This window comes from Lactiplantibacillus daowaiensis (assembly GCF_005405085.1).
GTDB lineage: Bacteria > Bacillota > Bacilli > Lactobacillales > Lactobacillaceae > Lactiplantibacillus > Lactiplantibacillus daowaiensis.
The window spans coordinates 43,882-67,971 of sequence record NZ_BJDJ01000005.1; the positions used below are offsets into that span (position 1 = coordinate 43,882).

The 24,090-nt window shown below is 45.2% G+C and carries 28 protein-coding genes and 1 tRNA gene; 13 read left to right on the forward strand and 16 right to left on the reverse strand.

What is annotated here, in order from left to right; genetic code table 11:
- Positions 1 to 40 precede the first annotated feature (40 nt).
- The 4 genes from FFM75_RS04545 to FFM75_RS04560 all read right to left on the reverse strand — a co-directional run bounded on the left by FFM75_RS04545 (position 41) and on the right by FFM75_RS04560 (position 5,202).
- Positions 41 to 1,384, reverse strand: coding sequence for an FAD-dependent oxidoreductase (locus tag FFM75_RS04545; RefSeq protein WP_137628012.1), 1,344 nt, complete (start codon positions 1,382 to 1,384; stop codon positions 41 to 43).
- 288 nt (positions 1,385 to 1,672) lie between these two features.
- Complete coding sequence (locus FFM75_RS04550) at positions 1,673 to 2,143, reverse strand: GNAT family N-acetyltransferase (protein WP_137628013.1); 471 nt, start codon at positions 2,141 to 2,143, stop codon at positions 1,673 to 1,675.
- 66 nt (positions 2,144 to 2,209) lie between these two features.
- Positions 2,210 to 4,126 (reverse strand): M13 family metallopeptidase, encoded by a 1,917-nt coding sequence (locus FFM75_RS04555; RefSeq protein WP_137628014.1) that lies wholly within the window; start codon positions 4,124 to 4,126, stop codon positions 2,210 to 2,212.
- Between the two features lie 404 nt (positions 4,127 to 4,530).
- A complete protein-coding gene (locus FFM75_RS04560) occupies positions 4,531 to 5,202 on the reverse strand; it encodes a Crp/Fnr family transcriptional regulator (RefSeq protein WP_137628015.1) in 672 nt (223 codons plus the stop codon).
- Positions 5,203 to 5,477: 275 nt separating this feature from the next.
- Between FFM75_RS04560 and FFM75_RS04565 the strand changes: the two genes are divergently transcribed.
- From FFM75_RS04565 to FFM75_RS04575, 3 genes are all read left to right on the forward strand, one after another.
- Entirely contained in the window at positions 5,478 to 5,699 is a 222-nt protein-coding gene (locus tag FFM75_RS04565; RefSeq protein ID WP_171001418.1) for a heavy-metal-associated domain-containing protein, read from the forward strand.
- Positions 5,700 to 5,712: 13 nt separating this feature from the next.
- The gene (locus FFM75_RS04570) at positions 5,713 to 6,264 is read left to right on the forward strand and encodes a ferritin-like domain-containing protein (RefSeq protein ID WP_137628016.1); all 552 of its coding nucleotides are present in this window, start codon (positions 5,713 to 5,715) and stop codon (positions 6,262 to 6,264) included.
- A gap of 219 nt (positions 6,265 to 6,483) precedes the next feature.
- Positions 6,484 to 6,678 carry a hypothetical protein gene (locus tag FFM75_RS04575; protein ID WP_137628017.1) on the forward strand — a complete coding sequence of 65 codons (195 nt, stop codon included), beginning with the start codon at positions 6,484 to 6,486 and terminating at the stop codon, positions 6,676 to 6,678.
- Positions 6,679 to 6,728: 50 nt separating this feature from the next.
- On the opposite strand, the gene FFM75_RS04580 is transcribed toward FFM75_RS04575, so the two are convergent.
- The 3 genes from FFM75_RS04580 to FFM75_RS04590 form a co-directional block, all read right to left on the reverse strand.
- The gene (locus tag FFM75_RS04580; protein WP_137628018.1) at positions 6,729 to 7,001 is read right to left on the reverse strand and encodes a metal-sensitive transcriptional regulator; all 273 of its coding nucleotides are present in this window, start codon (positions 6,999 to 7,001) and stop codon (positions 6,729 to 6,731) included.
- Between the two features lie 14 nt (positions 7,002 to 7,015).
- Positions 7,016 to 7,336, reverse strand: coding sequence for a thioredoxin family protein (locus FFM75_RS04585; protein ID WP_137628019.1), 321 nt, complete (start codon positions 7,334 to 7,336; stop codon positions 7,016 to 7,018).
- A 127-nt stretch (positions 7,337 to 7,463) separates the two neighbouring features.
- On the reverse strand, positions 7,464 to 9,377 hold the full coding sequence (locus tag FFM75_RS04590) for a heavy metal translocating P-type ATPase (protein ID WP_137628020.1): 1,914 nt from the start codon (positions 9,375 to 9,377) through the stop codon (positions 7,464 to 7,466).
- 124 nt (positions 9,378 to 9,501) lie between these two features.
- On the opposite strand from FFM75_RS04590, the gene FFM75_RS04595 reads away from it, so the two are divergent.
- Positions 9,502 to 10,470, forward strand: coding sequence for an SGNH/GDSL hydrolase family protein (locus tag FFM75_RS04595; protein WP_137628021.1), 969 nt, complete (start codon positions 9,502 to 9,504; stop codon positions 10,468 to 10,470).
- Positions 10,471 to 10,513: 43 nt separating this feature from the next.
- Here FFM75_RS04595 and FFM75_RS04600 read toward each other — a convergent pair whose 3' ends face one another.
- From FFM75_RS04600 to FFM75_RS04615, 4 genes are all read right to left on the reverse strand, one after another.
- Positions 10,514 to 11,212, reverse strand: coding sequence for an ElyC/SanA/YdcF family protein (locus FFM75_RS04600; RefSeq protein ID WP_137628022.1), 699 nt, complete (start codon positions 11,210 to 11,212; stop codon positions 10,514 to 10,516).
- Complete coding sequence (gene ubiE / locus FFM75_RS04605) at positions 11,205 to 11,933, reverse strand: bifunctional demethylmenaquinone methyltransferase/2-methoxy-6-polyprenyl-1,4-benzoquinol methylase UbiE (RefSeq protein ID WP_137628023.1); 729 nt, start codon at positions 11,931 to 11,933, stop codon at positions 11,205 to 11,207. Before ubiE ends, FFM75_RS04600 begins: the two co-directional genes overlap by 8 nt.
- 139 nt (positions 11,934 to 12,072) lie before the next feature.
- Positions 12,073 to 12,145, reverse strand: a tRNA-Ala gene (locus FFM75_RS04610).
- A 55-nt stretch (positions 12,146 to 12,200) separates the two neighbouring features.
- Positions 12,201 to 12,572 carry a hypothetical protein gene (locus FFM75_RS04615; protein WP_137628024.1) on the reverse strand — a complete coding sequence of 124 codons (372 nt, stop codon included), beginning with the start codon at positions 12,570 to 12,572 and terminating at the stop codon, positions 12,201 to 12,203.
- A 120-nt stretch (positions 12,573 to 12,692) separates the two neighbouring features.
- Here FFM75_RS04615 and FFM75_RS04620 point away from each other — a divergent pair, with 120 nt between their 5' ends.
- Positions 12,693 to 13,034, forward strand: a complete 342-nt coding sequence (locus tag FFM75_RS04620) for a hypothetical protein (RefSeq protein ID WP_137628025.1) — start codon at positions 12,693 to 12,695, stop codon at positions 13,032 to 13,034.
- A 221-nt stretch (positions 13,035 to 13,255) separates the two neighbouring features.
- Positions 13,256 to 14,413: a C40 family peptidase gene (locus tag FFM75_RS04625; RefSeq protein ID WP_137628026.1), complete on the forward strand. Its 1,158-nt coding sequence runs from the start codon at positions 13,256 to 13,258 to the stop codon at positions 14,411 to 14,413.
- A 44-nt stretch (positions 14,414 to 14,457) separates the two neighbouring features.
- Here the strand turns inward: FFM75_RS04625 and FFM75_RS04630 are convergent, their stop codons facing one another.
- Both FFM75_RS04630 and FFM75_RS04635 read right to left on the reverse strand, forming a co-directional pair.
- Positions 14,458 to 14,649: an LBP_cg2779 family protein gene (locus FFM75_RS04630; protein ID WP_137628027.1), complete on the reverse strand. Its 192-nt coding sequence runs from the start codon at positions 14,647 to 14,649 to the stop codon at positions 14,458 to 14,460.
- Positions 14,650 to 14,752: 103 nt separating this feature from the next.
- The gene (locus tag FFM75_RS04635; protein ID WP_137628028.1) at positions 14,753 to 16,405 is read right to left on the reverse strand and encodes a phosphoenolpyruvate carboxykinase (ATP); all 1,653 of its coding nucleotides are present in this window, start codon (positions 16,403 to 16,405) and stop codon (positions 14,753 to 14,755) included.
- Between the two features lie 415 nt (positions 16,406 to 16,820).
- Here FFM75_RS04635 and FFM75_RS04640 point away from each other — a divergent pair, with 415 nt between their 5' ends.
- Both FFM75_RS04640 and FFM75_RS04645 read left to right on the forward strand, forming a co-directional pair.
- Positions 16,821 to 17,459: a TetR/AcrR family transcriptional regulator gene (locus FFM75_RS04640; RefSeq protein WP_171001424.1), complete on the forward strand. Its 639-nt coding sequence runs from the start codon at positions 16,821 to 16,823 to the stop codon at positions 17,457 to 17,459.
- Between the two features lie 162 nt (positions 17,460 to 17,621).
- Positions 17,622 to 18,119, forward strand: coding sequence for a MarR family winged helix-turn-helix transcriptional regulator (locus FFM75_RS04645; protein ID WP_137628030.1), 498 nt, complete (start codon positions 17,622 to 17,624; stop codon positions 18,117 to 18,119).
- Between the two features lie 70 nt (positions 18,120 to 18,189).
- Here the strand turns inward: FFM75_RS04645 and FFM75_RS04650 are convergent, their stop codons facing one another.
- A complete protein-coding gene (locus FFM75_RS04650) occupies positions 18,190 to 19,164 on the reverse strand; it encodes a DUF1002 domain-containing protein (protein ID WP_137628031.1) in 975 nt (324 codons plus the stop codon).
- Between the two features lie 179 nt (positions 19,165 to 19,343).
- Between FFM75_RS04650 and FFM75_RS04655 the strand changes: the two genes are divergently transcribed.
- The 4 genes from FFM75_RS04655 (at position 19,344) to FFM75_RS04670 (ending at position 21,734) form a co-directional block, all read left to right on the forward strand.
- Complete coding sequence (locus FFM75_RS04655) at positions 19,344 to 19,667, forward strand: hypothetical protein (RefSeq protein ID WP_137628032.1); 324 nt, start codon at positions 19,344 to 19,346, stop codon at positions 19,665 to 19,667.
- A gap of 11 nt (positions 19,668 to 19,678) precedes the next feature.
- On the forward strand, positions 19,679 to 20,260 hold the full coding sequence (locus FFM75_RS04660) for a TetR/AcrR family transcriptional regulator (protein ID WP_223876608.1): 582 nt from the start codon (positions 19,679 to 19,681) through the stop codon (positions 20,258 to 20,260).
- Positions 20,261 to 20,263: 3 nt separating this feature from the next.
- Positions 20,264 to 20,782 (forward strand): O-acetyl-ADP-ribose deacetylase, encoded by a 519-nt coding sequence (locus FFM75_RS04665; RefSeq protein ID WP_137628033.1) that lies wholly within the window; start codon positions 20,264 to 20,266, stop codon positions 20,780 to 20,782.
- A 124-nt stretch (positions 20,783 to 20,906) separates the two neighbouring features.
- Positions 20,907 to 21,734: an undecaprenyl-diphosphate phosphatase gene (locus FFM75_RS04670; RefSeq protein ID WP_137628034.1), complete on the forward strand. Its 828-nt coding sequence runs from the start codon at positions 20,907 to 20,909 to the stop codon at positions 21,732 to 21,734.
- A gap of 32 nt (positions 21,735 to 21,766) precedes the next feature.
- On the opposite strand, the gene FFM75_RS04675 is transcribed toward FFM75_RS04670, so the two are convergent.
- Both FFM75_RS04675 and FFM75_RS04680 read right to left on the reverse strand, forming a co-directional pair.
- Positions 21,767 to 22,231, reverse strand: a complete 465-nt coding sequence (locus tag FFM75_RS04675; protein WP_137628035.1) for a threonine/serine exporter family protein — start codon at positions 22,229 to 22,231, stop codon at positions 21,767 to 21,769.
- Between the two features lie 13 nt (positions 22,232 to 22,244).
- Positions 22,245 to 22,976, reverse strand: a complete 732-nt coding sequence (locus tag FFM75_RS04680) for a threonine/serine exporter family protein (protein WP_137628036.1) — start codon at positions 22,974 to 22,976, stop codon at positions 22,245 to 22,247.
- Positions 22,977 to 23,142: 166 nt separating this feature from the next.
- On the opposite strand from FFM75_RS04680, the gene FFM75_RS04685 reads away from it, so the two are divergent.
- Positions 23,143 to 24,003, forward strand: coding sequence for an aldo/keto reductase (locus FFM75_RS04685; RefSeq protein WP_137628037.1), 861 nt, complete (start codon positions 23,143 to 23,145; stop codon positions 24,001 to 24,003).
- Positions 24,004 to 24,090: the final 87 nt, after the last annotated feature.

Sequence of the window (24,090 nt, forward strand, 5' to 3'; positions counted from 1 at the left end):
GTAAGCTGGTTCAGAGATTAGTTGATCATGAAGTGGAGACTTATTTAGCTTCTTGCGCAATTGCGGCTTGACCTAGGAGATTTAAGTAATTAAATGGCCGGTCGAACTGTGGTTGGAAGAACATATCGACAAAGCCCAAGTCATCAATCGTATTTTCGTTTTGAATCATGACTGAAATCGTGTTGGCTGATTGTGAGACATCATATTTACTCATGAACTGTGCGCCTAAAATCGCCCGAGTCTCTGGATTATAAACGAGTTGCATTAAGACCGGCGTCGTCGTTGGCATGAATTCTGGCCGATAGTTATCTTCAACCGTCACGGCGGCAGCGGGAATGTTTTCTAATTGGGCGTGTTCCAAGGTCATCCCGGAAGCCACAATCGTCGTATCAAATAACATTAACCCGGATGTTGATTGGGTACCCATGTACTTGCGCGTTGGCTTGAAGATATTCAACCCAACTAATGTTCCTTGGCGAACCGCGTTAGTGGCTAATGGAATATAAGCATCTTTGTGGGTTGGGTTGTAATGGACGGCAACGGAATCGCCGGCACCGTAAATATCTGGGTCGGATGTTTGCATATAGTCATTGGTGATGATCGACCCATTTTTATTCATGTCGACTTTACCTTTGAGGAGACCCGTGTTTGGTCGGAACCCGACACATAAGATGGCCATATCAGCAGTGTAGTCACCTTGGTCAGTTGTAACCGTCACGCCACCATCGGGCGCATCGCTAAAGCCTTGGACCATTTGACTCAAAGCGAGTTTGATGCCGCGCTCAGTAAAGTCTTTTTGAATCCGGTCAGTAAATTCGGTATCTAAGTATTTATTTAAAATGCGTGGCAAGCCATCGATTAAGGTCACTTCTTTACCTTGACGTTGGTAAGCTTCAACGAGTTCAGTCCCGATGTAGCCCCCACCGATGACGATTACACGTTTGGCATCTTTGGCGTCATCCCATAACTTTTGGGCGTGATTCCAGTTTTTGCATAGGTAGACATTAGGATTGTCAATACCGTCGATTGGCGGAATGATTGGCCATGAACCGGTGGTGACGACTAATTTGTCGTAGTGATCGGTACTGGTCGTGCCGCTAACTAAGTCTTTAACGGTCACTAAGTGTTGATCAGTGTCAATATCGGTGACGTCATGCTGCATCTTAACGGTTGCACCGAGTTTTGCTAACGCATCTGGACTGGAATAAAAGAGTCCTTGTGGATCTTTGATTTCGCCGCCTAAATAGAGGGCGATCCCGCAAGAGAGGAACGAGACATTATCATTACGTTCGTAAATGGTAACCTCGGTACTAGGGTCAGTTGCTAGGATTTGATTAACTGCTGCGGTGCCGGCATGAGTACAGCCAATGACGATAACTTTCATATTGAACACTCCTTAGTTAATGTTTATTATTTCACAAATTAGTTTGTATCAAATGGTTTTGATGACAATTACATTGTACTAGATTGAAAAGAAAACGCAACCAAAAAGTAGTAAAAAGTTAACCCTGTTGATTAATCGGCCGATAATTAAGACTGCCATAACGGGATTAGTCGCTGACAACGGTGACAGATAGCTCGAAAATAGGGGGGAACAAACAAGGCCAGTGTATGTGCATTTTAGTGCAATAAAAAAGCCTCACAAGCAACTGCTAGTGAGACAAATAAAGTATTAGTTTAATGTGACGTTCAATGGCTGTGTGGCATCCGGTTGATAGCCCAGTTTGGTCAAGATGGGCGTACTAAGTTGGTCCGTTGGTGTTAACGGTACCGTTAATGTAGCGACACCTAATTCGTTGGTCGCAAAGGCCGTTAACCGGGTATAGATTTCAGTTAGTGCCGCGGTGGTCGCTTGCGCGGTGATTAAGTGCACCGTTAGTCTGGGGGTGGCAGTGGTTAAAGCCGTCAAACTGGCGCTACCGATGAATTGGTCCGTTTGACGATCAGTGATGCCCCAGACTAGTTTTTGGTCATGGAAAATATCGCGCATGGTTTGGTTGATCATATCAGCGGTCATTAACATGGTTTCGGCAGGGTTAGCTTGTTGCTGCAGTAACCAGACGTCTTTGACGCGACTTTTAGTGAGCCAATCAAAGGTGTAGTGGGGCGTTAAAATGGGATGGTACTTTTCAAATTTGGTCATACCAACATCCTTTCTTATCAATAAAAAACGCCGGGAGCGTATCCCGACGTTTTCAGTCAGCTTGATTTACCAGATTTTAACCCGTTGTTCAGGCGCAAGATACATCGGATCAGTTGGCTGGATATCAAAGGTCGTGTAGAAATCATCAAGGTTCTTAGGTTGGACGTTGGCCCGTAATTTGGCGGGAGCGTGAACGTCAATTGACAGCAATAGTTGCATGTATTGTTGCGTGGCTTTCATCCGCCAAATCATGGCCCAGTTCGTGAAGAAAGCATGTAGATCAACGTCCGGTTCACCTTTGGCAGCTTCTTCGGCACAACTTAGCCCACCGGCATCAGCAATGTTTTCTGAGACCGTTAAGGTACCGTTGACTTTGGCACCGGCGAAATCTAAGCCATCGAATTCAGTGATCATGGCCTTGGCTAAGTCTTTGAAATGCGCTGAATCGGCTTCGGTCCACCAGTTGTGTAAGTTCCCAAATTCGTCAAACAAGGCCCCGTTATTATCAAAGGCATGTGAGATTTCATGGGCAATCACGGCGCCAATGCCACCATAGTTAGCGCTAGAGGATTGATCTAGACTGTAAAATGGAGCCTGTAAGATGGCTGCTGGGAAGACGATGATGTTCATGAATGGGTGATAATAAGCATTGACTGTATCAGCGCTCATTTCCCAACGGGTCCGATCAGTTGGTTGGCCCCACTTGGCGAACATATCTTGGCGTGCGACCCGCCCGAAGTGTAAGACGTTGCTCAAGACACTGCCGCCTTCAGCGGCTGTATGGGTCTTGAATTTCGTGTAGACCGGTTCAAGTTTATCGGGATAACCGACTTGAATACCCAAGTTGTTTAATTTAGTGATGGCTTTAGCGCGTGTATCCGCACTCAGCCAAGTATTGCTTTGCAGGCGATTTTTATAAACACCGATCATCTTTTCGACCATATGATGGACGTCTGCTTTCGCCGCTTCACCAAAGTATTTGTGGCCGTAATAGAGACCAACGACTTGGTCAAACGTCCCGGCAGCTAAATAGTAGGCACTCTTAGCCTGATTGCGTGGTTCTTTTTGCCCAGATAGTGTCCGTGAATAAGTCGTCCCTAACGTCCGTAGATCGTCACTTAAGTAACCGCTAAGGCGTTGGACTAATTTGGCTTTCATCCAATTCTTCATTAAGTTGAAATTATCCGGATTGACCACATCGTTAAAATGATCGAAGTACGCTGGTTCCGGCAGAATCACGGTGTCAGGGTTACCATCGATCACGGCATACGTAATCGCCGCTAAGTCCAAGTAACGACTGTTATTGGTGAAATCCTTAAAGGCGCGTGGATTATACATCTTGCTATAATCAGCGGCTTCTTCAGCACTCTTGACCCATGGTACGATCAAGCGGTCAAAGGCTAAGGTGTCAGTCACGATTTGTTTGGCATCATCAGCGTCGTAGCCGACTTTTTGTAATAAAGCCGTCATCATTTGCGCATAGACAGCGAGTAGCTTAGGGCCTTGTTGGTTACCTTCGTCGTAATAAGTTTTGTCGGGTAAAATCGTGCCCGGTGCTTGGGCAAAGAGGGCGTTGACTTTTGTATTTTTCATATCTGCATCGACATCTAAGCTGAATGGTAATGGCAAGCCATCGTAAATCCAATCCGGCATACGGTGTTGTAAGTCGGCTAAGTCACTTAAACTGTCGATTTGTTTTAGACATGGTTGGAGTGGTTGGGCGCCATCCAAATTCCGTTTTGAGAAATCAGTTGTTAGTTGATAAAATTTAATGAATTCAGCTAACTGCGGATCATCCGGTGCCACATCACCCGCTGCCATGGCATCAAAATCATGCATTAATGTCTTTTCAATCGCATCAACGAGGTCCATAAATCCCCCGGTTGATGCATGATCGTCGGGGATTTCAGCGGTCTTGAGCCAGTCACCGTTGACGGCGTCGTAGAGATCTTGCTTTACTGCTGTTTGACTGATTGTTGCCATTAAATCCACTCCTCAATAAATTTTCTAATTCAATCCTAATTATACCTTAGATGGTCGTGAGTTGCGCTAATCTTGTCGGTCAAAAATCGCTTGTAACTTAGCTTTAACGGAATGTTAACCTATCTCGACCCAACGGTTTTGATGCGGGGCGTCACTAGCGGAAAAGGGGTGTTGTCACAATTGTCATGAAGCCCCCACGCTTTCCTGTAATATTTATTTACAATATGAATGATTGACTAACCAAAAGTTGACCGCACCAGCAAAAACTCGTAATGTAAACGCCAAGATATGTGTGACTGGGGACGTGGGGAATGTCAGATATGACCAGCCACTGCATTATCTTATATAACAAAATGGCCGCCCACTGATCGTTGCTAACGTGCAACGTTTGGTGGGCGGTCTTTTTAGGCATCCGTTAATAATAATTGATCGGCATCATTGATTTGAATCAGCTTGCCGGGCTTTTGGGTAATTAAACCTAGTTTTTCAAAGCGACTCAACTTGCGACTGATCGTTTCGGGGGTGGTGCCTAAAAACGTGGCGAGGTCTTTTTTCTTCAAGGGTAGTTTAAACGTTGCAGTGTTAAGTGAAGCAGCTGTTTCGGTCAAATAGTTGGCCAGGCGAGCCTCGACTGATTCGGTGGCAGTGCTGGTCGTTTGTTTTTCCAATTGCGCCAGGCGCTTACCGAAGACATTTAAAACATTGATGCTAATACTAGGGTAAGTTTGCATCAGCTGTTGAAAGTCTTGGCGGCGAATGCTGCAAATGTCGGTCGGCACTAAAGCTTCGCCGTACGAGGTCCGTTGGCGGTTTTCAAATAAGGCAGCTTCACCGTCGATATCGCCGGTTTGTAATAAGTAGAGTAATTGTTCACGACCATTGGCTGCCAGTTGATAGACTTTGACTTGACCGTTAGCCACGATCATCAGGCTATCTAGGTCATCTGACGCATTAAATAAAGTTTCACCAGCTTGGAAATGACGATGTTGTACGATTGACTCGATCGTATCAAGTTGATCATCCGCTAGTGCTTGAAAAATGGGAACGAGTTGAACACAATCGTGGGTTGCATGCATGGTAATAACCTCCCTTATATTTCACCATAACTATAACAGATATTCAGGTGTGCTTGCGCGTTTGCTTTCATGATTAAAGATACACCGAAAAATGCCAACGTTTCTTGACGACGGTCAAGTTTTAATCAATAAAATGCTTGTAAGCTATAGTCATCAACTTAATTGCAACTGGCAAGGCTAACTTGATAAAAATGGTCAGCTTGACCGGCATCAAGTTTTTTAAATGCGATTGCCAGTATGCTAGTACTAAGCAAACAAATCTGGAGGGATTCATTATGAGTAAAGCAATCTTACAACTAGGCACCTTAACTTGCCCATCTTGCATGACTAAAATCGAAAAAGCTGTCGCTAACCAAAATGGCGTTGAAACGGTCAAAGTCTTATTCAACGCTAGCAAGGTCAAAGCGGACTTTGATGCGGCTGTCACCAGTGCTGATCAGTTATCTGAAGTCGTGACTGGTCTCGGTTATGAAGTTGAAAGTGTTAAGGTCAAATAAGGAGGAAGTAACTATGAGCGAAGTAACGATTGACGCGCGATATGCGGCGGAATTAAAACAGCGTGATATCGATCATCATGTACCAACGGCTGGCGCGATGACGAACCATATTTTATCGAACTTGATGGTCGAATACGTCAAGCTGAACCAAACCAAGTGGTATGTGAAAGGCCCCCAATACTTTGATTTACAACGTGTCTATGAACGGTTATTAGCACAAAATACCAAGCATTTTAGTGAATTGGCGGCAGTCTTACTAGATGAAGATCAAAAGCCATCCTCAACGACCGCTGAATTAGTCAAATATGCGATGCTAGCTGAAGATGGCGCGTTTAAGTATCAAGATGCCACTACCATGATCACTGCGACAATCAAGGACTTTGATACCGAAAACTTATTCGTTGATCGGGCCATCAAACTCGCTGAAAAAGAAACCCGGCCAGCTTTAGCGGCCTGGTTAGTGGCTTATCGTGGTAGCAATAACCGCAATATGCGACAACTGCAAGCTTACTTAGGGCAAACCGCTCGCGTGGGCTTAGATGAAGACGATGAGGATGACGATTAAGTTAGCGTGCCAAGGACGCCTCGATGCCAGTCGTTACTGGTGTTGAGACGCTTTTTGTGGTGTGGCAAATTTGATAAAGCTGAATTTTAGACTGGTTTCAGTGATTTCCTTTGGATTGCTGCAACGTTTGGGACCGATGACCATGGTCACTAGGGCCCATTAGCAATTCCAGGTGAGTTGCGCTATACTAACGCTAACTTATGACGGGAGGCAGGTTGCATGTCAGTTGGTGATATCGTCGTTTGGACGTTTGTTTTTATTTTGTTTACAGCGTTTGTGACCATCGTTACCACAGCGGTCTTGATGCGACAAGCAAAGAAACGGCCCCAAGAGCCACAACAGCCGGCAGATGACGATTGGGATAAAGATGACTGGTCCAAAGACGACTGGAAAAAGGGTGGCTGGGATAAATAGCGACCACACAAAAAGCGCTGATGAACGCCATGTTCATCAGCGCTTTTTGACTATTTCGTTTTTAACAAGAGATCTAACGAATGTGACAAATTCTCGATATCGTCAGTCGCCATGTTATCGACACAATTGCTGATATTTCGCGCAATGACCAGTTTCATCGCTTTATCAACACTGGATTTGACTGCGGCGAGCTGGACTAAGACGTCTTCACAGGGCCGGTCTTCTGCCATCATGCGTAAGACACCGTCTAATTGTCCGGCAGAGCGTTTGAGTCGGGTCGTGATTTGTTTACTCGTGACATAGCTGTCAGCTGCTTCACTCATCGCTATCCCTCCAATTAGTCGAGCGCTTTTTTCAGTTCGGTTTCAAAGTTGCCTTTAGGCCGGGCACCAACCATATGACTGACCACTTGACCGTCACGTTTGATTAAAAAGGTCGGGATCCCTTGGACTTGGAATTGACTGGCAACTTCTTGGTCATTGTCGACATTCAGTGACACAAAGTTAACCTTATCTTTGTAAGCAGGGTCTTCAGATAGTGACTTCAAAATTGGGTCCATCATGCGACATGGTGGACACCAGTCAGCACGAAAGTCGATAACGGCCACGCCAGTGTCGGTTTCCACAGCAAAATCTTGATCATGAATTTCTTTAATCATGGGTAAAGCCTCCGTTTTGTTTTAACCAGTTGGTTTCTTTAATAGTTTAAATATACCCCCATAGGTATATAAAAGCAATTATTTTGTTTGCACAAAAATAACCTACCTAAAGGCAGGTTATATGTTGTTAAGCAGTTGTGGTCGTCGTGGTTGGCACTGAGGTCGGCTGCGTGTGGTCAAACTTGGTTTGGAAGTTGATTAAGCGCATGGCATTGAAGATCACGACTAGGATGCTGGCTTCATGGACAAACATCCCACTGGCCATATAAATATAGCCAAAGACCAACCCAATGAGTAAGAATGCGACCGTCGCAATCGCAATAAAGATATTTTCACGGGTATTTAAGACGGTCTTTTTAGCTAAGCCGTGCGCATGAACGAGGGCTGGAAAGCTGGATTGCATCAAGACGACATCGGAAGTATCAATGGCGACATCGGTCCCACTGCCCATTGCAATCCCAATATCAGCATTGGCAATCGATGGGCTATCATTGATACCATCACCGATGAACGCTACGGTATTGCCAGCCGCTTTGAGTTGATTAACATAAGTGACTTTTTCTTCTGGCAAGAGGTTGGCATGCACTTCATCGATGGCGAGTTCACGAGCAACGGCAGCGGCTGTCAATTCGTTATCACCAGTCAACATGACGAGATGTTTAATACCTTGCGTCTTTAAAGCGGCTAAGGAGGCTTTGACTTGCGGCCGAATCGTATCTGCAATCCCAAAGATTAGGTGAACTTGCTCATCGACGGCCATGATGACGGTGGATTGGCCAGCTTGTTGCATGGTATTTAAATCGTGAGTTTGTTTAGTGGTCAGGCTAATATGGTGTGCCGTTAACATCTTTTGGTTGCCAATCACAACTTGTTGGTCATTAACAGCGGCACAGATGCCTTGGCCTTTAACCGTTTCAGTATCGGTCAAAGTAGGTGTGACCACTGCCCCAGCTTGTTTGTTGGCATAAGCGATAATCGCTTTGCCGAGGGGATGGTCAGAAGTGCCTTCGATAGTGGCAGCTAGGTTAAGTGCAGTTTCAAGTTGAGTGGTGTAAGCTTTGAAACTCGTAACTGCGGTATTGCCTTGGGTTAATGTCCCAGTCTTATCAAGGACTAATGTATCAACTTTGGCAAAGGTGTCGATGACCTCGCCACCTTTGATTAAAATGCCACGTTTAGCCCCATTCCCAATGCCGGCCACGTTTGAGACGGGGGCGCCGATGACTAAGGCCCCTGGGCAACCCAGGACTAACACGGTAATCGCTAAACGGAAATCACGGGATACGACAAACACGAGGGCGGCTAAGATCAAGACGGCGGGGGTATAATACTGGGCAAAGCGATCGATGAACTTTTCAGCCTTGGATTTTGTATCTTGGGCTTCTTCAACGAGTTCGATAATTTTGGCAAAAGTCGTGTCATCACCGACTTGGGTCGCCTTAATTTTTAAATAACCATTTTCAACGATCGTGCCAGAGAAAACTTGGTCGGTTGTCGTTTTGCTGATTTGCCGTGATTCTCCCGTAATCGACGCTTCATTGAGATAACCACTGCCGGCAACGACGACGCCATCAACGGGCACTTGACCACCCGTTTTGACAAGGACGACATCACCTTCATCGACATCATCGACAGCAACTTTGCTTGTCCCATCAGTGGTGACTAGCGTTGCCGTAGTCGGTGATAGGTCTGTTAAGCCTTTGATCGCGTTGCGGGTCTTTTGTAAGGTCTTACTTTCAAGGTACGAGCCAAATAAGAAGAGAAAGGTCACGATCGCCGATTCGTTAAATTCACCAATAATGAAGGCGCCAATCACGGCGATACTGACCAATAATTCGATGCTAAAGACTTTGTTGATTAAGGCGCTCCAAGCGCGAATGGCAATCGGAATGACCGCGATCACGGATGCGACGGCTAAAATGACTTGGTAGCCTAAGGTATAATGAAACAAGTATTGACTGAGATAACCGAGCACGATTAAAATCCCAGTGGCCAACGTGATTTGGTTGGTATGTTTAGTTAAAAATTGTTGGATTTTCATTTTAACGACTCCTTAGTTGAATTGATGACTCTAGTATAAGGAGCTGGACTTGATGGGAACTTGATGGTCATCAAGTTTATCGGGTTTAAGTCGATTTTAATGAAGAATGATGGAGGATTTGCAGATGGATTATCAATTAACGCCGGCCAATAATCCGATTATGCCAGCGTATTTTCAAGGCCGTTGGACGGTCAAGACCATTCGAGAAACGCCGGTCATGTATACCACGAACCTAGGCGCTGAATTTTGGTTTCAAGTTAAAGGGGCTAGTTATGTGACGATTGCGTTGATGAACTTAACGCCAATTAGTAGTTGGATTGCGATCCAAATTGATGGGCTGCCTTACCAGCGGCTCGCCGTAGCGACATTACCATATCGCTTAACGTTAGATGGACAACCACATCTGATTCGCGTGGTGATGAGTGGCAATACCGACGAGGATCAAGTTTGGACGCAACCGGTCGGCTTTGCGGTCCAACCATTGCAGACTGACGGCCAGTTGACGGCGGTTAAACCAGGCCGGCATAGTTTGACGTTTATCGGCGATTCGATTACGGCCGGCTGTTGGGTCGCTGGTCATCAGCCAGCCGAAGATTATCGTGGTGAGGCAAATTATGCGGCTATCGCGAGTGATCTACTAAACGCCCGTAATGTCCGGATCGGCTATAGTGCGATTGGTTTAACCAAGCCCGGCACAGGTGGCGTGCCAACGTTACCGGAAGTATTGACGGCCATCGATAGTCAAACGGCCTGGCAACCAATACCGACCGATGTGGTGGTGATCAATGTTGGGACTAATGATGGTTTAGCCGGTGCAGATGGGTTTACCGCCGCATTTAAACTGTTTTTAAATCAAGTCCAGCGATTATATCCAAATAGTCGCATCGCCGTGTTGGTCCCATTTAACCAACGTTTTGACCGGGTCATTCGCACTGTCGTCCCTGAATTTGTGCAGTTAGATTTGATTGAAACCGCTGATTGGCAACCAACGACGACTGACCAAGTTCACCTAGATGTCGCGGGGTCGCAAAGTGCTGGTCAACAATTAGCCGTGGCGCTAAAAACGTTATATCCGGAAGTCTTTAAAGCGTAACTTAAAAATCGCCGCAGCTGATAGCTCAGTCTGCGACGATTTTTTAGCGCTCTCGATTTAAAGCTTGTTGTAGCAAGGTTTGATAGGCCGTTAGAACGGTAACTGGAATTTCGATATGGCGAATATAGCCAGCGCCAGCCGGACCATAGCCTTGGGGGGTATCCCAAAGGCGCTGTAGTTCACCTAACAGTAATTCGGTAAAGTAGGCAGGCTCCCAGGCTGCTTGATAGATCGTGTGGGGTCCAAATACGAGTGGGTCCAGTTGTGTCAGCTGAAAGTGTAGCGGTAAGACACGACTAAAGTGTGTTCGATCACCCCAGACCTGTTCAAACGTCAACTGCGTGCGGCGGGCCAATAGTGGGTCTTGCACGAGTAACACGTTTTGCCACTGTTCAGGCGCTAAGGCCAGGGCGTTTTTAGCGTTAGCACCAGTGTTCGTCGATGTTTTATCTTGACGAATCTCGCCTTGATAGCCAGCGGCACGCATTAATTGGGCCATTTGTTCAGCTTCACTTAAGTCATTTTGGACGTGTAAGTTTTGGCGCAGATATTTGGTCGCGTGCCCGATACCACCGGCGATGATGACTGTCGGCAATTGATGCGTGATGGCTAAACGCGCTGCAAGTTGGGCGGTTAAAGGCAAGCTATTACCGCATAAGACTAACCCGTCGATCTTAGTTAAAGGTGTCGCTGGTGCCGTCAGCCAGGCTAAACATTGATTCAGAGCCGCTAAATTAGTCATGGTCGGCCTCCGTCAGGGGTTTGGTCCCAAAGTGGGCCGCCGCGGCGCCAAAGTTAAATCGTTGATAGTGGACACCGGTAAAACCAGCAGTTTGAAATAAAGCAACCAGTTGCCGATAACTCACAAAGTGCCGGGTGGTTTCTTGTAAGTAAGAATATTCTTGATATTGGTGCGCAAATAACCGGCCAAACCACGGGACGACTTTAGTGAAATACCATTGCCAAACCGGCCGAATCAAAGGCTGATCCGGTTGTGAGGTTTCAAGGCAGACAAGTTGGCCGCCGGGTTTTAAGACGCGATAGATTTCGGCTAAGGCTTGTGGCTTATCAGGCAAGTTGCGTAGCCCAAACCCAATTGTCACCAAATCAAAGCTAGCCGTCTTAAACGGCAAGTGCATCGCATTACCACGGCGTAACCAAACTTGGTCGCTGACGTTGGCGTCGTTCACTTTTTGTTGCGCAAGTCGCAGCATCGGGGCGGAAAAGTCTAAACCGATGACCGCGTCAGGGGCGGTTAGTTTTTGGGCAATGGCAATCGTCCAATCGCCAGTCCCACAACAAAGGTCTAAGGCACGATCGGTTGGTTGTAAGTGAATTTGTGCCATCGTTTGGCGCCGCCAATGACGATGCGTGCCTAAACTAATAATAGTGTTCATCCGGTCATAGTTCGGCGCAATCGTGTCGAATAAGCCCTGGACGTTATGTAAGTATCGATTTGCCATCTTACGTCCTCCTCAAAAGCAGTTAAGTCTACTATAAGCAATAATGGTACCCTTTTCAATCGTCAGGACGAGCCGTTATTAAAGTGGCGCGTGATAATAAAAAAACAGCTAGTGCAATTGCACTAACTGTTGTGACTGATGGACCCTACCGGATTTGAACCGACGACCTCCTACATGCGAAGCAGGCGCTCTCCCAACTGAGCTAAGGGCCCAAGTACTATTTTAGTATACAACAAAATGATATTTTAGCAAGCGGTTGCGAAAGGCTCAGTGGCGACTGGACCGATGATTTTGATTACCCTTGATTTTGTGGACCCGGCGTTTAAAGGTCGTTTTATCATTGCTTACAAATTTAAAGTGTTGCATCTTACCGTTAAAGACTTGACCAGTCATTTTTAATTTCAACCAATCTTGCATGACCGTAATCATACTAGCGATTTGATCGACCCGTAGCTGGTTATGCTGTTGTTTCGCTAACGGCAATAGGTTTGTTTGCAACTGGGTCACCAGTTTTTGATGATAAGCCATTAGCTCAGGGGTTAATGGGGCATCTGTGTAAGAATTAAATAACTTTTGAATGGTTTGTAGGGCATCTTTGATGTCAGTTGGTTGATAATAGCGCTCGTCAGAATTTGTCAATTGAAGCATCCTCCTAAATCTAATTTAGTATAACAAATTAATTGGTAAAATAAAGCGTCTTGAATAGCCAAAGTGCCAGGCACCCGTTAAAATAATGGTAATCTCAAAGGGGGGCTTATGATGACAACCATATCAGCTAACACACAACAAGCGACACAGATTTTAGATCAAGCGTACGCTCAATTCAAAGCGGATCGGTTGGCACGATCTAAAGCAGCACTGTTTGACGATGCCAAAGAAATTTTTAGTGTGACCGAGATGGTCGCTGGTACGCGCCAATATTTATTTGATGATGCGATTGCACTACGGGTCATTGAGTTACAACAAACCGTCATTCCAGAAATGATGACGCACGCCAATCAGAGTGAATTCTTGAAATTGAACTTTACTGGCAATGATATTCGCTGGTTATTAGGACTACCACGCATTCATCGCCACCGGCATGCCCATCAAGCCGAATAAGACTGACAAATCTGGAACGTTGGTTTCAGATTTTTTTGTGGTCATAAGCTGGTTGCGTAACGGAATGAGTTATACTGTTAATTTTTTGTAACCTGTGCAACATAATGTTATTTAACTGGTACCCCGATGTAACACAAACTGAGTAGTATAGAAGGTGGCTTGAAGGACATATGCGTGACTCTCTTGTTTTGGAGTGAATCATCATTAAAGTAAAATCAGTTATGTTAGGGACAGCCGCTTTAGCCGGCTTATTAGTGGCCGGCCAAGGGGTGGCCAATGCCGATACGTTTACGATCCAAGCGGGGGATACCGTTTGGGGTTATTCACAAAAGTACCATGTCTCAATCAAAAAAATTGTTGCCGAAAATAAACTCAGTGATGCCAATTTAATTATTGCGGGTCATGAGATTACAATTCCAACTAGTGATACTAGTTCGACGACAACTACATCAAAGACAACGAAAACAACCACTAAAGCTGCGACGACTACTGGCACGACCAGTGCGGCCGCGACGAGCGCGACTAGTGCGAGCCAAAATAGCAGCAGTACTCAGGCTAGCAGCACTGCGGCCACTAGTTCAACCAGTGCGACGAGTCAAAGCACCACAAGCACAGCTAGTCAAAGCAGTGTTAGTGCGGCCAGTGCCAGCTCAACGGCGACATCAGCTAGTTCAACGAGTGCTGCTTCGAGCAGCGTGACCAGTGCCGCGAGCCAAAGCACAACTAGCGCGGCCAGCCAAAGTAGTAGTAGTGCGGCAACCAGCGCTGCAAGTACGAGTGCCGCTAGTTCAACGGCCAGTCAAGCGAGTCAAAGTAGCAATAGCGCTGCAATTCGCTCACATGTAACGACGCAATCCGCTAGTCAGCCAACATCAACAGCGGCAGCGAGCCAAAGCACTAGCAGTGCGGCGACGAGTGCAACAACTAGTACTGCACAAAGCAGCAGTAGTGCCGCTAGCTCAACGGCGACGACGAGTTCGTCAACGACCAGCACCGCTAGTTCATCAACTAGCAGTTCATCAACAACGACGACGTCAACTGGGAGTGTTAGTTCTAGTGCGATCGTCGCCGCAGCTTATTCATATTTAGGCACCCCATATGAAGAAATGGACTGTTCAGCCTTTACCCAAGCAGCCTATGCAAAAGCCGGCATTACGATCGGTCGGACCACGTATGCGCAAGCGACCGCTGGCACGCATATCCAGTTTAGTAAGGCCCAAGTTGGGGACTTGATTTTCTGGGGTTCTGACACGGCGCCTTATCACGTTGGGATTTACTTAGGTAATGGGAAGTATATTGCTTCACCAGATTATGGTGAAACGGTCTCTGTTAAAAGTACCGCTTACTTTACCCCTAGTTTTGCTATCCACATCCGTTAATCAAAAAGTAAAAAAAGACGCCTTTACGGCGTCTTTTTTTGTGGTTAAGCTTTACTATTCATAAACTTCTTTAACAGTTGTAGTTCTTCTTGGGTTGGCGTTGCTTCACCAGACTTGATGTTGTGAATGCGCTCAACTGATAGTTGACTGCCAAAGGCTAAATCATTGTCGGTTAAATGGTGATCCCGTTCAAAAGCAATGATTTTTTCAGATAACTGACTTAATGGTAGTTCCATGCTCCTCACCCCGATTATAAGATTCGTAAAAGCTCAGTGCTTGTAACTGATACTTTTATTATAACCTTAATTCGAAAAAAACGGGGCTGGAATGAATGCTAACTTATTTCGTGGTCAATTGTTTCTGTAATTTAACGAGTGCTTCGGTCGTTTCTTCTGGTAAGCGATCATTGTGGGTGTGTTGATAATGATCAATAAAGTTCGACCGAATATTCAACCGTGTCGCGACTAGATCCCGATATTTTTGATTATCATAATCAACTGGGAAGTCAGCTAACTTCAAATTTTGCATATGGTCTAAGCCCGCAAATGATTCCCATTCAGTGGTGTTATTCACTATGGCTTCTAAGGCGCCTAACGTAATTTCTTTAGGGATCTTCTTGTCACCAAAGTAGCCCGTATTAAGCAGGTAACAATCCAAATGGCGTTCTTCAAACAGCGCTTTAAAGTCATGGTAATCTTCGGACAATGGATAAACTCTAAATGGGTTGGCAAATGGTTCGATGACTAAGGCATTACGGTCAACGTTACCAATGATATTTTCAGCGGAACTCCGTTTAGTTGCTAAGGTCGCGCCAAAAGTGGCCGCTAAAATCGGGTCATCAACCTTAATAACGGGTGGTAGGCTATCATCTTTCATGATCCAGAAGATTGCGTTGATTGGGGCATTTTCCTTATCAACCCGGTTCGTTGAGGCATACCGTGACTTGATCGTCCGGCCGTTCCCATTGCGTAAGTCTTCCGTAACTAGCACTTTGCGTCCCTGATCATCAAGCGTGACCCCAACGTTTTGAATCGTCATGAAATATTTCGGTTCCGTTGAGCTCATTGGATAGTCGTTAGTCTTATCAAAGTACGATGGCTCCAATGCGACGGAGCTGCCGTTATCCCGGTTAATCACAAACGCATCATCATGTAACACCGTAATGTCATATTTATAGCCGTGCTTAGCATGCGTTAAGGTTGATTTACCAGAGCCAGACAAGCCAAACATTGCAAAGACTTGATCACTCTTGTCCTTAAAATGAAAGGCTTTTAGGCCACCATGACAAGCGACGTAGCCATGCCGATGTGCAATTGACCAAGCTAGTGTTAAGGTTGATTTTTTCAGTTCGCCAAAGTAAGGCATCCCCAGAATGGCCGCCGCGTTATGTTTAGGATCAAAGATCGCTAACCCATCGGGATAGTCAGGGTCGTGATAGGTCGGGTCAGCATAGATGTAAATGTCGCCTTCGGGATATGCCACGGAGTTATCAAACATGTCTTGATAGTGTTCGGTAATAGGCTGGAAGTTTAACATATACGAGAGTAGGTTGTTGGCATAATTATCTTGAATGGCTAAATGGGCGCGGACAATAAAGTCTTCATCTAAGCCAACGACAACGTCAGTTTTAATGAAATGTTCGTTTTGTGCTTTATAGATGGCGTCACGTAGACGGCCAGCCATATCAGCTTCGTCGACACCCGCGTCGCCGAGGATCCGCCGCGCTTGCGCCGTCCGACCAACGACTTTACCGGTGTTTTCGACTAACATCTTGGCATCGGCTGGTAAGCCTAAGTCAGTGGGCCGATAAATTGGTAAATCAGTCTTTACGGTACCAGGGCCTTGAACGGCTAGTTCATAAGCGGTGGCGACGTTAGGCACTTGCGTCATGTTATTGGCATAAAAGGCCGTTTCAACGGTCGACCGAATTTGTGAAAAGATTGGGTTGTTGCGACCGATGTCGGCTAATTGATATGCATTCTTAGTACTCATGTTGAAAGCCTCCCTATCACATTTGTTAGTCTAAGTTTACCACAAAAAGCGCTAATGAAAGCACTTACTTTGCTGTGACGACAACTATTACCGCTACTTAGGGGCTGGCGAATTGATTCGATTTGAAGAATATAAAACGGCTGGCTATATTGGCGAGTGACAACTAAAATTTATTGATAATAAATGAGCATGATTGTTAAGTAACTGTTAAAATCAGCTTTTTTTAGTAGAAGCTGGAATTAGAGGGTTGCATTGAAAACTATATTAGTATAGCTTAGGAAGTAACAATTAATGATTTTGACCGGCTAAAACTGATTAATGTGCTAGAATAGTTTAGCCGGTTAATTTTAGTTAATCGACCAAAAGTTGTAGAGGGGTGAAAGTAGTGCCACGTAAACGTAATACGCAGCGACGAATGGAGATCGTCAATACCGCGTTTCGTTTGTTTGCCGAGAATGGTTATGACCAAGTGCAGATGAAAGACATCGCGGAAGCTTGCGATATCAGCAAGTCGCTGCTGCAACACTATTTTCCAAAGAAAATCGTTTTATTGAGTACGATGTTAAATGAGCTGATGTTAAGTGCGTTTATTTATAGTAATGAACAATTAACGCTACTGTCGGCGGAACAACGAACTATGATTCAAATGAGCTTTTTATTACGGACGTTAGATGAGAATCCGAAGATGGAAAACTTCATTAAAGACATCTTTGAAAATCCAGAACTAACGACCGAATTAGTGTTAGTATCATTGGATTGGTTGGAATCAATCGGAGTGGCTGGTGAAACTTCAGTGATTCGATATGCCATCAACTTCGCGGTTTCTGGGGGGATGGCCGTCTTTTTCAAGCGTAAGTTACTGCGAGTGAGTGTCGAACATATTGCTGAAAATATTGACCAAGCCTTTTATTTGTTACTTGGGGCTGACCGTCAAAAAATCGATCAAGTTTACTTAAGTACTGCTAAATACAATACCGATCGTTACTTCCAACAATTTATTACTTATTTACATGCGCACGCGACGATTGATTTGAGCGCTGAAATAAAAATTTAATATAAAAGATAACCTAAAATCCTTGTATTTCGTAAAATATACTAGTACACTTTAAATCGGGGAAATGATAAAAGACGCTTACTAATTTTAAAATAACTTTGGAGCGAATTATGAAGACTGACTGACTAATTCGACTTTTAGATTGAAAGGGAGATTTTTAATATGAATGAAGATATGGAGTTTTTTAACCGGTTCAGCCATATGTATTTACACGGCTTCAAGAACCTTGCTGACATGTTTGCGGAACCAGCCACGGAGCACGGGATTACGCTAGACGAATTTTACATTCTTTATGACATTGCTGAAGCTAAAGGTAAGATTCGTTTAATGGATATCGCGGAAACTCATGGTGTAACCCGTTCAGCTATTTCACGATTAATCGGTCGTTTATTACGTAAAGATTACTTATATCAAGAAGCAGAAGACCATGATCGTCGGAACAAAGTTTTGAAATTAACGCCAGAAGGTGCGCGCGTTGAACACGTGGTCTTCACGGAATTATTACAACGGAACCGCGCTTGGGCCCAATCCTTTAACTTAGCTAAGCAATATCAAACTTTAGATTTAGTTGAAGAATTTATGGACAAATTTGTTAACGAAAATGCCGGTAAGCAAGCAGAAAAGGCCAGTTATGCCGATCTCAAGCGTGCCGAAGCCTAACCATAATAAAGTTAAGCCATTAAAAAGAGACCGTTCACCAGTTTTTTACCGGTGGACGGTCTCTTTTGGTTTAGCCGAAGATTGATTTGAAGATTGAACTAAAGAAATTCGTGATGCTTGACCAAACTTGTTGGAGTGCATTTTGATTTTCTGTCGTATTCAATTTACTAAAAATCCCTTTGGCATTGGACTGGATATTTTTCATTAAAGAACTGGCTTGCGTTTTAAAACTTGAAGAATTAAGCGCCCCAGAATCGCGAATCTTAACGAGTAAATTAATGATTTGCGTCTTTTGATTATTGGTGATGACATTAGTTAAGTTATTGTTAGTAATTTGGTTATTCACGATAGTTGTGATTTCGTTTTTAGTGACGCTGCTACCTTTTTGAGCCATTTCTTTCTTGGCCCCGGCAACCGCATTGTTTAATTGTGCATCGGTATAGCCATCTTTACCTTTATTGGCTTTGGTAATACCGCTTAAGGTGCTCAATTCATTTTGGGCCGCACTAACTTGCTTACTATTTAAGCTATTGCCGGACTTGGCGTAAGCCGCGTAGATTCCAGCTAGGGCACCGGAACCATCGATAGGGGTTGCTGAAGTAATATAAATATTGGCATCGGCAATCCCAGCGGTCAAGGCCGCGTTTTTATATTGGTTGGCAGTAATGGTAGTGATATTATTACTACCATTATAATCGAGGATCTTAACGTTGATCCCAGAACCAGAGCTGGTCTTTTCAATCATGGCACTTGACCAAACGCCAGAGCTACTTGTAAAGCTTTCGCCGGCTGGATTGAGGTATTTGACTAACGTATCACCATTGACCGTTAACGTTGAGTAGTTACTACTGTCACTTAAACTCGCGGTCAACGTCTGAATGGTCCCTTGTTTTTGACTACTTGTTAAGCTTGACCCCAACGTGACGATTGGGGTGCTGTCAGAACTGTCATCAGCATGTGAGGTGAGCTGCCACCCACCTAAGCTAATCAGTAGGGCGGCTAAAATGACGCCCCATTTAAATTTAAAATTGCGTTTACTGCGCATGATAATTCCCTCCGCATCTTAACTAATGCACCTTGAATTATAGCAGACTCCATTGACGCGACGACCTGTTAGGACCAAATTTGGGAGATTGCTAAACAAATTTAACGGTTCTTTAGGATTTGCCGCTGCGGGCAAGATTCGCTATACTCGGGGTAACTAAACGGTAGAGGGGTTACAATATGCCTAAAAATCGCGTGATCAATAGTTTAAGCTATTTGAGTATTTTGTTCTTACCAGTCTTGTTTCCATTAATTGTTTGGGCCTTAACGGGTCACAATCCAGACGCGCATCGTACCGCTGGGCGCGCTTTTTGGCTCCATCTGTTACCAACGCTTTTAGGGGTCACGAGTCTAGTGATCCTGGGCGTATCTGGTTTAATGATGGATAACGTCGCGCATAGTGGTTGGTTAGCGGTCGTATTATTGGCCATTTTGGTCATTGCAGCTATTGCCAGTTATTTATGGTCAATTATTCGTGGGATTCAACTTTTAATCGCTGATTAGGGGGTTTTAGGATGGTCGCAACACAGAAATTAACGCCCGCCCAAGTGACGGACCAATTTATGCGTCAATTTTGGCAGTATGGGGTAGCACAAACCACTGTCGATGACTTAGTGACGGTTGGGCAACTATCACGGTCACAATTTTATCGCCGGTATCACAGTAAATCAGTGGCATTGCGGCAAAGTCTACAAGCGTATCAGCAGGTTTTGGATCAACAGTTAACACAACTGATTCAGCGTGATCGCGATATGGGGACGCCATTGCCAGCTTTATTAGCGGATTGTTTGTTGATGCCGTTTCAAAGTGAACGTTGGCCAGCTGGGTGCTTGATGGTGAACTTAATGGCTGAAATGGGGCATCGCGATGCGTTAGTGGCTGACCAAACCCAGGCCATTTATATGGCGTTACAAACGCGATTCGTCGGTTTGTTAAGTGATTATGCCAACGACTTACCCGATTCAGTCGCTAACGTCGCGGCGAGTTTGATGCAAGTCCGGACCGGGCTACAGATTTTGGCCAAACAACAACCAAGTGCGCCGCAACTAAAGCAACAAGCCTTGGCGAGCGTGATGCTAATTGTTAGGGAGGCGTGAGTGATGGCTTTAATTCAAGTTTTACAAGGTGATATTACAACCGTTGCAACGGATGCGATCGTTAATGCGGCTAATCCGACCTTACTAGGTGGTGGCGGGGTTGACGGCGCCATTCATCGGGCTGCTGGGCCGGCGTTATTGGCGGCTTGTCGACCATTACATGGTTGCGCCGTTGGTGAAGCTAAGATTACGGCGGGGTTTCAATTGCCCGCTAAGTTTGTGGTGCATACGCCAGGACCAATCTGGCAAGGTGGCACGCATCAAGAGTTGACGCTACTAGCGAATAGTTATCGTAACAGCTTGAATCTAGCCGCTGCTAATGGGTGTCAGACCATTGCTTTTCCTTCAATCAGTACGGGGGTCTATCACTTTCCAGTGGCACTAGCCGCCGCAATCGCGTTGCAGACGCTACAAGATACGGCAGCGACCACGGCATCGACGATCCGGGTTATCCAAATGATTTGTTTTGATGCACAGACTAAAGCGGTTTATACGGCGGCCTTACAAGCTTTAACGGCCTAATCTTTACGTAATCTTGACTTAATTGTGCTATTCAGTCACGAAGGGGATTGCTATAATAAAGGAGTTTGTGACTATCAACTTGTGATGACGACGGTTATCACAGCAAAAGAAAGGAATCCAACTTGTGTTAGATATTATTAAAGCAGTGATCTTGGGGATTGTTGAAGGAATCACTGAATTCTTACCAATCAGTTCGACTGGTCATTTGGTCTTAGTGGACCAATTCATTAAGATGCAACAGTCGAGTCAATTTACCGATATGTTCAACGTCGTGATTCAACTGGGAGCAATTATGGCGGTCGTTGTGATTTACTTCCATAAATTGAATCCATTGTCGCCCCGCAAGACTAGTGTTGAGAAAAAAGATACTTGGGTCTTGTGGAGTAAGGTGATTTTAGCGGTGATTCCATCGGTCATTATTGGGTTACCATTGAATGACTGGATGGATGCCCATTTGATGAATTGGGCGGTCGTTTCAGCGACCTTGATCATCTATGGGATCTTGTTCATTGTGATTGAAAACCATAATAAGGCGTTAACGCCAAAATTTGGTGAATTGAAGACATTGCCTTATACGACGGCACTCTTTATCGGGCTGTTCCAATTATTGTCATTAATTCCTGGGACCTCCCGTTCAGGGGCTACGATTTTAGGGGCGATTTTAATCGGGACTTCCCGGTACGTGGCCACTGAATTCTCCTTCTTCATGGCGATTCCAACCATGTTTGGGGCATCGTTATTGAAATTATATAAGTACTTCGACCATGGTAACTCATTAGCTGGGTTACAAGGGGCAGTCTTAGCTGTTGGGGTCATCGTGTCCTTTGTGGTGGCCTACTTGTCAATTCGGTTCTTGTTAGATTACATCAAGAAAAACGACTTCAAAGCGTTTGGTTGGTACCGAATTGTTTTAGGGGCCTTAGTCATCGGCTACTTTACCATTTTCCATTAACCCAAAAAGACATCCATGGCGGATGTCTTTTTTTAATGGCTAAAATGCCATAATAAGCGGTTGATGAATTCGGCAATTAAGAAGCCTAAAGCAATGACGCCAGCGATGATGACGACTTGTGCTAAGTATTGGTTCGCGACTTGCGGTTGACCAGTGACCAGATTGCGGACGACGCGATAGGATTGACCACCGGGGACGAGCGGCACCAGACTGGGAATATTAAAAATAATCATCGGCATTTGTTTGTAGCGGGCCGCTAAGCCGCTGGCGACGCCGATGACAACGGCGGCCACGAGATTACCAATCGCTAATTTAACATCGATGGCGAGTGGCAACACTTGATAGAGCACTTCATAAGTTAACCAGCCGGCGGCACCGACCCAGCCGCTCAAATTCACGGCGCGCCGCGGGATATTCAAGAGCACCCCAAAGCCGGATGTAGCCAAGTAAGCTAAAATCGTTTGCAATAACCCAACTGTAAAAAGCCAATGCCACATGAATGGTGCCCCCTTAATAAAAGATTGATGTCAGTGCGATACCTAGCCCAATGGCCGCGGCTGACAAAATCGCTTCAATCGCGCGCGCTGGTCCGCTCAATAAGTTGCCGGTCATCGTATCACGCACCGCGTTCGTAATTGCAACGCCAGGCACCAGTGGCATGACTGCCCCGATAATAATGGCATCCGGATGGTAGCCGGTGGGCGTGAGATAAAACCCAATCAACGTCACCAGGCCAATTAAAAACGCGCCGATAAATTCACTTAAAAAGCGAATTTGACCAAAATGATTGATCCAATAAAAAGCTGCAAAACCAAGGACACCTGCTAAAGCACAAGTTATGAGGTCAGCTGGGGTGGCATGCCCGGTAAAAGCGACCATTAAGGTGACGCTAACAACCAAGGCGGCCAACAGGAGCCAACTGAATGGAAAGGTCGGGACTGCTTGATTGACATGTTTGAGGGCAGTCGCGAATTCTGGTAAATCAATTCGATGGGTCGCAAATTCCCGCGACAATGTATTGACCTGGTCGACTTTTTCTAAGTCCATCCCGCGCCGATGAATGGCCCGGACTTGGCTGGCAGCGGCATCTGGTAAAGCGACGGTGATGCCGGTCAATAAAACAAAGATTTGCGCATTGGGATAGCCGGCATTGGTAGTGATACGTTGCATGGTATCTTCGACCCGGGCAATTTCGGCGCCGTTTTCGAGCAAAATCGCCCCAGCAAGTAGGGTAGTTTGCATGACTAAGTTTTCCCTTTCCACGTGATTCACTCCCTTATCTGTTTGATGATTAGGTCTATTTTCTCATGAAACTTAAAAATCGTCACTGGCTTGGAACAGTTTGCTTGTGATTCGTTGGAATGAACCGGTAGAATTAAGCTGTAACTAAAAATAGGAGGCCGTTTAGATGGCAAACTTAACAAAGCTCACGGATACGTATACGTTAAATAATGGGACGACGATTCCAATCGTTGGTTTTGGTACTTGGCAAACACCCGATGGTCAAGTGGCTTATGACTCAGTTTTAGCTGCTTTAAAGGCGGGCTATCGGCATATTGATACGGCCGCAGCATATGGTAATGAAGAAAGTGTCGGCAAAGCGATTGCGGATAGTGGTGTGGCGCGCGAAGACTTATTTGTGACCACCAAATTATGGAATGCCGATCATGGTTACGAAACGGCTAAAGCTGCGCTAGACACATCATTAGCGAAGTTAGGGTTAGACTATGTGGATCTTTACTTGATCCATTGGCCTAATCCAGCCGCGATGCGTGACAATTGGGAACAATTGAATGCCGATACTTGGCGGGCCATGGAAGAAGCTTATGCCGATCGTAAGGCCCGGGCCATTGGGGTCTCAAACTTCCGGCCTAAGCATTTAGACGCTTTATTAAAGACAGCTAAAGTGGTCCCTGCTGTCAATCAAATCTTCTTAAATCCAAGTGATATGGAACCAGAAGTTGTGGCCTACAACGAGGCGCATGATATTTTATCTGAAGCATACAGTCCATTAGGTACCGGTAAGATTTTTGGTATCGACGATTTAACGACAATGGCCCAAAAATATGACAAGAGTGTCGCTCAAGTCGTCTTACGCTGGTCCTTACAACATGGGTTCTTACCATTACCTAAGTCAGTCCATGCGGATCGGATTGCCCAAAATACGGATATCTTTGATTTTGAACTTAGCGCTGATGACATGGCAACTATTGATGGGTTGCGTGGTGTTGCTGGATTAGCTAATGATCCCGATACGGTTAATTTTTAAATAAATAAAAACTCGAATTAAAAAGTCGTCGTCACTATGTTTTGACGTGGCGACGATTTTTTAGTCGTGTCTTAAAATTAATGTTTG

Bases quoted from the DNA above. Each gene is read 5' to 3' on its own strand.
- FFM75_RS04545 (WP_137628012.1), bottom strand. From the start codon at position 1,384: ATGAAAGTTATCGTCATTGGCTGTACTCATGCCGGCACCGCAGCAGTT.
- FFM75_RS04550 (WP_137628013.1), bottom strand. From the start codon at position 2,143: ATGACCAAATTTGAAAAGTACCATCCCATTTTAACGCCCCACTACACC.
- FFM75_RS04555 (WP_137628014.1), bottom strand. From the start codon at position 4,126: ATGGCAACAATCAGTCAAACAGCAGTAAAGCAAGATCTCTACGACGCC.
- FFM75_RS04560 (WP_137628015.1), bottom strand. From the start codon at position 5,202: ATGCATGCAACCCACGATTGTGTTCAACTCGTTCCCATTTTTCAAGCA.
- FFM75_RS04565 (WP_171001418.1), top strand. From the start codon at position 5,478: ATGAGTAAAGCAATCTTACAACTAGGCACCTTAACTTGCCCATCTTGC.
- FFM75_RS04570 (WP_137628016.1), top strand. From the start codon at position 5,713: ATGAGCGAAGTAACGATTGACGCGCGATATGCGGCGGAATTAAAACAG.
- FFM75_RS04575 (WP_137628017.1), top strand. From the start codon at position 6,484: ATGTCAGTTGGTGATATCGTCGTTTGGACGTTTGTTTTTATTTTGTTT.
- FFM75_RS04580 (WP_137628018.1), bottom strand. From the start codon at position 7,001: ATGAGTGAAGCAGCTGACAGCTATGTCACGAGTAAACAAATCACGACC.
- FFM75_RS04585 (WP_137628019.1), bottom strand. From the start codon at position 7,336: ATGATTAAAGAAATTCATGATCAAGATTTTGCTGTGGAAACCGACACT.
- FFM75_RS04590 (WP_137628020.1), bottom strand. From the start codon at position 9,377: ATGAAAATCCAACAATTTTTAACTAAACATACCAACCAAATCACGTTG.
- FFM75_RS04595 (WP_137628021.1), top strand. From the start codon at position 9,502: ATGGATTATCAATTAACGCCGGCCAATAATCCGATTATGCCAGCGTAT.
- FFM75_RS04600 (WP_137628022.1), bottom strand. From the start codon at position 11,212: ATGACTAATTTAGCGGCTCTGAATCAATGTTTAGCCTGGCTGACGGCA.
- ubiE (WP_137628023.1), bottom strand. From the start codon at position 11,933: ATGGCAAATCGATACTTACATAACGTCCAGGGCTTATTCGACACGATT.
- FFM75_RS04620 (WP_137628025.1), top strand. From the start codon at position 12,693: ATGACAACCATATCAGCTAACACACAACAAGCGACACAGATTTTAGAT.
- FFM75_RS04625 (WP_137628026.1), top strand. From the start codon at position 13,256: ATGTTAGGGACAGCCGCTTTAGCCGGCTTATTAGTGGCCGGCCAAGGG.
- FFM75_RS04630 (WP_137628027.1), bottom strand. From the start codon at position 14,649: ATGGAACTACCATTAAGTCAGTTATCTGAAAAAATCATTGCTTTTGAA.
- FFM75_RS04635 (WP_137628028.1), bottom strand. From the start codon at position 16,405: ATGAGTACTAAGAATGCATATCAATTAGCCGACATCGGTCGCAACAAC.
- FFM75_RS04640 (WP_171001424.1), top strand. From the start codon at position 16,821: ATGGAGATCGTCAATACCGCGTTTCGTTTGTTTGCCGAGAATGGTTAT.
- FFM75_RS04645 (WP_137628030.1), top strand. From the start codon at position 17,622: ATGAATGAAGATATGGAGTTTTTTAACCGGTTCAGCCATATGTATTTA.
- FFM75_RS04650 (WP_137628031.1), bottom strand. From the start codon at position 19,164: ATGCGCAGTAAACGCAATTTTAAATTTAAATGGGGCGTCATTTTAGCC.
- FFM75_RS04655 (WP_137628032.1), top strand. From the start codon at position 19,344: ATGCCTAAAAATCGCGTGATCAATAGTTTAAGCTATTTGAGTATTTTG.
- FFM75_RS04660 (WP_223876608.1), top strand. From the start codon at position 19,679: ATGGTCGCAACACAGAAATTAACGCCCGCCCAAGTGACGGACCAATTT.
- FFM75_RS04665 (WP_137628033.1), top strand. From the start codon at position 20,264: ATGGCTTTAATTCAAGTTTTACAAGGTGATATTACAACCGTTGCAACG.
- FFM75_RS04675 (WP_137628035.1), bottom strand. From the start codon at position 22,231: ATGTGGCATTGGCTTTTTACAGTTGGGTTATTGCAAACGATTTTAGCT.
- FFM75_RS04680 (WP_137628036.1), bottom strand. From the start codon at position 22,976: ATGCAAACTACCCTACTTGCTGGGGCGATTTTGCTCGAAAACGGCGCC.
- FFM75_RS04685 (WP_137628037.1), top strand. From the start codon at position 23,143: ATGGCAAACTTAACAAAGCTCACGGATACGTATACGTTAAATAATGGG.